Annotated in this window: 4 protein-coding genes; 3 read left to right on the top strand and 1 reads right to left on the bottom strand. The window is 75.7% G+C overall.

The genetic code is table 11. The annotated features are described in order from the left end of the window. The 3 genes from GV155_RS20195 to GV155_RS20185 all read left to right on the top strand — a co-directional run. Window positions 1-516, top strand: a 516-nt coding sequence (locus tag GV155_RS20195) for a pyridoxamine 5'-phosphate oxidase family protein (protein ID WP_236554542.1), incomplete at its 5' end; no start/stop codon positions are given. Then, on the top strand, window positions 513-3,158 hold the full coding sequence (locus GV155_RS20190; protein WP_160012095.1) for a bifunctional acetate--CoA ligase family protein/GNAT family N-acetyltransferase: 2,646 nt from the start codon (window positions 513-515) through the stop codon (window positions 3,156-3,158). The genes GV155_RS20195 and GV155_RS20190, both read left to right, overlap by 4 nt. A 108-nt stretch (window positions 3,159-3,266) precedes the next feature. Next, window positions 3,267-3,695, top strand: a complete 429-nt coding sequence (locus tag GV155_RS20185) for a pyridoxamine 5'-phosphate oxidase family protein (protein WP_160012093.1) — start codon at window positions 3,267-3,269, stop codon at window positions 3,693-3,695. A gap of 8 nt (window positions 3,696-3,703) precedes the next feature. Here GV155_RS20185 and GV155_RS20180 read toward each other — a convergent pair whose 3' ends face one another. After that, the gene (locus GV155_RS20180; RefSeq protein WP_160012099.1) at window positions 3,704-6,040 is read right to left on the bottom strand and encodes a phosphoketolase family protein; all 2,337 of its coding nucleotides are present in this window, start codon (window positions 6,038-6,040) and stop codon (window positions 3,704-3,706) included. Between the last annotated feature and the right edge of the window lie 9 nt (window positions 6,041-6,049).

Raw genomic sequence — 6,049 nt, 5'->3', positions numbered from 1 at the left:
TGTATAAGGTACAGGCCCACACCCGCACCCCCCGCCCGCGGGGCGCTGAGCGAGATGACCCCGGAGCAGTGCTGGGAGCACCTGGCGCGCGGCACCGTGGGCCGGATGGCCTACGTCGACCGCGACGGTCCGGTGATCGTGCCGCTGAACTACCGGGTCGCCGAGGGCCGGATCTGGGTCCGCACCGCCTCCTACGACCAGCTGGCCGTCCACCTGCCCCACCAGCAGGCCGCCTTCGAGGTCGACCACGTCGACGAGCACGCGCACACGGGCTGGAGCGTGCTGGTGCGCGGGCGCGCCGAGCACGTCGTCGCCGGGCCCGGCGAGACCCCGGCCGACTGGCCCGTCCCCGCCCCGTGGCCCGAGGGCCTGCGGTGGATGACGTTCGCCCTCTTCCCCACCACCGTCACCGGACGGGTCCTGCACCAGGCCGACGTCTCCCCCGCGTCCGGCCAGGGCCGGCCCGGCAGCATCCAGCGGCACCCGGCGGACCCCACGGGACCCCCGTCACGGTGAGCGACGTCCTCCTGGACGACGGCACCGTGGCCGTGGTCCGCCCCCTGGGCCCCGACGACCGCGAGGCGCTGACGCAGCTGCACGACGGCGTCTCCGACGGCAGCTTCCGCTTCCGGTTCTTCGCCCTCGGGCGCCGCCTCGGCCGCGAGTACGTCGCGCACCTCTTCTCCGACACCCCGGCCGCGATCGCCCTCGTCGCGCTGGTCCGCGGCCGGGTCGTAGCGCTGGCCACGGCCGAGCGGGTCGACCCCGCCACCGCCGAGGTCGCCTTCCTGGTCGCCGACGACGAGCGTGGCCACGGGCTCGGCGCACTCCTGCTCGAGCACCTCGCCGCGGCCGGCCGGGACCTCGGCGTCCGACGGTTCACCGCCGACGTGCTCGCCGAGAACGGGGCGATGACCCAGGTGTTCCGCGCGGCCGGCTTCACCGTCGACCGGGTGACCTCGCAGGGCGTGGTCGAGGTACGCATGTCGACGACCGCGTCGGCCTCGGCCGTGGCCGCGGCGGACCGGCGCGAGATCGCCTCGGAAGCCCGGTCGCTGGCGGCCCTGTCCGCGCCCGCGGGGGTCGCCGTCGTCGGGGCCCGCCGCGACGGTGCCGGGATCGGCGCCGCGGTCCTCGGCTCCGTGGTCCGCGGCGGCTTCGCCGGGTCGCTCGTCGCGGTCCACCCCACCGCGACGCAGGTCGCCGGGGTCCCGGCGTTCCCGCGCGTCGTGGACGCGCCCGGGCCGGTCGACCTGGTCGTCGTGGCGGTGCCCGCCCCCGCCGTCGGCGCAGTGCTGCTCGACGCCGCTGCCGCCGGGGCCCGGGTGGTCGTGGTCGTCTCCTCCGGCTTCGCCGAGACCGGCCCCGCCGGGGTCGAGCAGCAGCGCGAGCTGGTCCGGCTCGCCCGCGCCCACAGCATCCGGCTGGTGGGGCCCAACTGCCTCGGTGTGGTCGCGAACGACCCCGCGGTCCGGCTGAACGCCACCTTCACCGACCTGGTGCCCCCGGTCGGTGGGCTCGCCGTCGCCTCGCAGTCGGGCGGCGTCGGCGTGGCCCTGCTCGACGTCGCCCGGCGTACCGGCCTGGGCGTGCGGACCTTCGTCTCCCTGGGCAACAAGGCCGACGTGTCCGGCAACGACCTGCTCTGCGCCTGGATGGACGACCCGGAGGTGACGGCCGCGGCGCTGTACCTCGAGTCGTTCGGCAACGCCCCGAAGCTGGCCCGCCTGGCCCGCCGCTTCTCGGAGACCAAGCCGCTCCTGCTCGTCGCCGGCGGTCGGTCGGCCGGCGGCCGGCGCGCGGGGGCCTCCCACACGGCGGCCACCGCCACGTCCTCGACCGCCGTGGACGCCCTCGCCGGTCACGCCGGCGTCGTCGTGTGCCGCTCCGTGGAGGAGGTGGCGGCGACCGCGCTGGTGCTGACCGAGCAGCCGCACCCGGCCGGCCCGCGGGTCGCGGTCGTCACCAACGCCGGTGGCGCCGGTGTCCTCGCGGCCGACGCGGCGGACGGCGCCGGGCTGGTCGTCACCCCGTTCACCGACGACCTCCGGGCCCGCCTCGACACCGTCGCCCCGGGCCTGGCCGGCGCGTCCAACCCGGTCGACCTCGGCGCCGGCGCCGACCCCGGCGTGCTGACCGCCGTCGTCGAGGAGGTGCTCGCCTCGGACGAGGTGGACGCCCTCCTCGTGGTCCTCGTCGCGACCCTCGTCGCCGACCCCGGTCCCCTGGCCGCTGCCCTGGCGCAGGCCCGGTCCACGCGTCCGGGGGTGCCGGTCCTCCTGGTCACGATCGGCACCGGTGGCGACGTGCCCCGCGTCCCGGGCGTCACGTCGCTGCCGGGGGTGCCGGAGGCGGTCGACGCGCTGGCCCGCGCGAGCCGGTACGCCGCCTGGCTCGCGGTCCCCCGCACCGACCCGGCGCCGCTCGACGACGCCCGGGCGACCGTGGCGCGGAGCCTGACCGGGCACGAGACCGGGTGGCTCGACCTGGAGACCACCCGGCGGCTGCTCGCGCCCTACGACCTGGACCCGGAGGGCACGCCCGCCCGCGGGCCCGTCGGCGCGGTGGCGGCCGCCGTCCTGGCGGGCTTCCCCGTGGCGCTGAAGGTCGGTGACCCCCGGGTGGTGCACAAGTCGGACCGGGGCCTGGTGCGGACCGGGCTGACCTCCGAGGTGGAGGTGGCCGACGCTGTCACCGCGTTCGGGCTCGAGCTGGGCCTGGGGGCCGAGGCCGTCGACGTGGTCGTCCAGCCGATGGCCCGGGGCGTGGAGATGGCGCTGGGCCTGGTCCGCGACCCCACCTTCGGCCCGCTCGTGATGGTCGCCGCGGGCGGCACCACCACCGACCTGCTCGACGACCGGGTGTTCCTGCTGCCGCCGCTCGACCCGGGCACGGTCGCGCGCGCGGTCCGGTCGCTGCGGGCCTGGCCGCTGCTGGACGGCTACCGCGGTGCCCCGCGGGCCGACGTCGCCGCGCTCGAGCGGGCGGTGACGGCGCTGGGGGCGCTGGCGAGCGAGGTGCCGGAGGTAGCCGAGCTCGACCTCAACCCCGTGCTCGTCGACGTCGACGGCCTGCACCTCGTCGACGTGAAGGTCCGCCTCGACCAGGGCGCCGAGCTCGACCGCGGCGTCCCCCGGAGCCTGAGGGGGACCCGCTGACGACGCCGGGCCGACCGGGACCGAAAGCCCGGCCCACCGGGTCGCCGTGCCCTGTCCGCGGTCGGTCGACGGACCGCAGGCTGGTGGCATGACCAGACAGGAGCAGACGTGGCCACTCGCGGGCTAGGGACGAGCGCCGCCCTCGAGGAGCTGGACGCCGGGACCTGCCGGACGCTGCTGGGCTCGCGCTCCTTCGGCCGGATCTGCCTCGTCGTCGAGGACCGCGTGGTCGTGGTGGTGACGACCTACGTGCTGCAGGGCTCGGAGCTGCGGTTCCGGGCGGCCGCCTTCGGGCCCGCCGTCCGCGGCGCCCGTGAGCGGCCGGTGACCTTCCAGGTCGACGACGCGGAGGACGGCGGACCCCCCACCTGGTCGGTCACCGTCTCCGGCATCCCCCAACGGGTGCAGGAGGCGGCCGTCCTGGCCTCGTTGTGGTCGGCGCCCCGGACCCAGCCCTGGGAGGCCGGCCTGACCTCACAGTGGCTGACCCTGGTGACCGACGACGTCCGGGGCCGCCGGGTCCCCCGCCGGGCCTGACGCACGCGTCAGCCCTCGAGGCTCCAGTCCCGGATCTCCGGCAGGTCCTCGAAGTGCTCACGCACGTACGCGTGGTGCTCGGCCAGGCGGGCGTGGCACCAGTCGACGACGGCCTGGGCGCCCGGCGGCGTCGTCCGCGCCCGCTCGATCGCCTCGATGACGAGGTGGAACCGGGAGATCCGGTTGAGCACCGTCATGTCGAACGGCGTGGTCGTCGTGCCCTGCTCGATGAACCCGCGGACGTGGAAGCGCCCCGGGTCCGGGCGCCCGTGGACCAGCTGGTGGATCGCCCCGGGGAAGCCGTGGAAGGCGAGCACCACGTCGACGGTGTCGGTGAAGAGCTCGCGGAAGTACGTCTCCGCCAGCGCGTGCGGGTGGTCCGGGCTCAGCGACATCAGGTCGACGACGTTGACCACCCGGGTCCGCAGCCGGGGCAGCCGCTCGCGCAGGATCTGCGCGGCCGCGACCGTCTCCAGCGTCGGGGTGTCGCCCGCGCAGGCCAGCACCACGTCCGGCTCCCCCGGGCCGTCGTCGTGCCCGGCCCAGTCCCAGGTCCCGGCACCGGCGGCGCAGTGCGCGGCCGCCGCCTCGAGGTCCAGCCACTGCAGCTGCGGCTGCTTGTCGATGACGACCAGGTTCACGTACGAGCGCGAGCCCAGGCAGTGCTCCGCGACCGCGAGGAGGCAGTTGGCGTCCGGCGGCAGGTAGACGCGGGTCACCGAGCCGCGGTGCGTCAGCACGACCTGCAGCAGCCCGGGTCCCTGGTGGGAGAAGCCGTTGTGGTCGTTGCGCCACGCCGTGGAGGTCAGCAGCAGGTTCAGGCTGGGCACCGGGGCCCGCCACGGCAGCGCGGCGGCCTCCTCGAGCCACTTCATGTGCTGGACCGTCTGCGACGCGCTGACCATGGCGAAGGCCTCGTAGGTCGCGAAGAGCCCGTGCCGGCCGGTGAGCGTGTAGCCCTCCAGCCAGCCGTGGCAGCTGTGCTCGGAGAGCACCTCCATGACGCGACCGTCGTGGGCCAGGTGGACGTCGCCCGGATCGACGCGTTCGGCGAAGGCCCGGTCGGAGACCTCCAGGACGTCGCCGAGCCGGTTGCTCGTCGTCTCGTCGGGGCAGAAGAGCCGGAAGCTGGTCGGGTTGTCGACGTAGACGTCGCGCAGCATCCGTCCCAGGCGGCGCGTCGACTCCTGCTGCACCACCCCGGGGGCGGGCACGTCGACGGCGTAGTCGCGCAGGTGGCGCAGGACCAGCGGGCGGGTCGTCGTCCCACCGTTGGCGGCCGGGGCGGCGCTCAGCCGCAGGTCCCCGACCGGGTCCTGCAGGGTGGTGGTGGGTCGTCCGGCCTCGTCGAAGAGCTCCTCGGGCCGGTAGGACCGCAGCCACCGCTCCAGCAGCGCGAGGTGGGCGGGGTCCTCCCGCACCCGGGACAGCGGCACCTGGTGGGAGCGGAACGTGCCCTCGACGAGTACCCCGTCGACCTCGTGCGGTCCGGTCCAGCCCTTCGGGGAACGGAGCACGATCATCGGCCACCGCGGCCGGGTCCCGTCACTGTCCCCGCTGCGCGCGGCCTGCTGGATCTCGCGGATGCGGCGCCAGGCGGTGCTCAGCGCCGCGGCGAACCGGTGGTGCATCCCCGGCAGGTCGGAGCCCTCGACCTCGAGCACCTCGTACCCGTGACCGGTCAGCAGGGCCCGCACCTCGGCGGGGTCCTTGCGCCCGAGCACGGTCGGCCCGCTGATCTTGGCCCCGTTGAGGTGCAGGACCGGCAGCACCGCCCCGTCGCGGACCGGGTCGAGGAAGGAGATCCCCTTCCAGGAGCCCTCCAGGGGGCCGGTCTCGGCCTCGCCGTCACCCACCACCGCGACGGCCAGCAGGTCGGGGTCGTCCATCACGGCGCCGAAGGCGTGGAGCAGGACGTAGCCGAGCTCGCCGCCCTCGTGGATCGACCCGGGCGTGGTCACCGAGACGTGGCTGGGGATGCCCCCCGGTGTCGAGAACTGCCGGACCAGGCGTCGCAGCCCGGCGGCGTCGCGGGTCAGGTCGGGGTACGTCTCGCTCCACGTCCCCTCCAGCCACGACGCGGCGACCAGCGCCGGACCGCCGTGGCCCGGCCCGGCCAGGTAGACCGCCCGCTGGCCGGTCTCGCGCACCAGGCGCGACGCGTGGGCGTAGACCAGGGCCAGGCCGGGGCTGGTGCCCCAGTGGCCGAGCAGACGCGGCTTGACGTGCCCAACGGCCAGGGGCTCACGCAGCAGCGCGTTCTCCTGCAGGTAGATCTGGGCGACCGTGAGGTACATCGCCGCGCGCCACCACGCGTCGACCACCTCGACGTCCTGCTCGGTCAGGTCCGGGAG

The organism is Nocardioides sp. AX2bis (assembly GCF_902506435.1).
GTDB lineage: Bacteria > Actinomycetota > Actinomycetes > Propionibacteriales > Nocardioidaceae > Nocardioides.
Note: the sequence above shows the minus strand (reverse complement) of the source record. Positions and strands in the feature narration are given on the sequence as shown.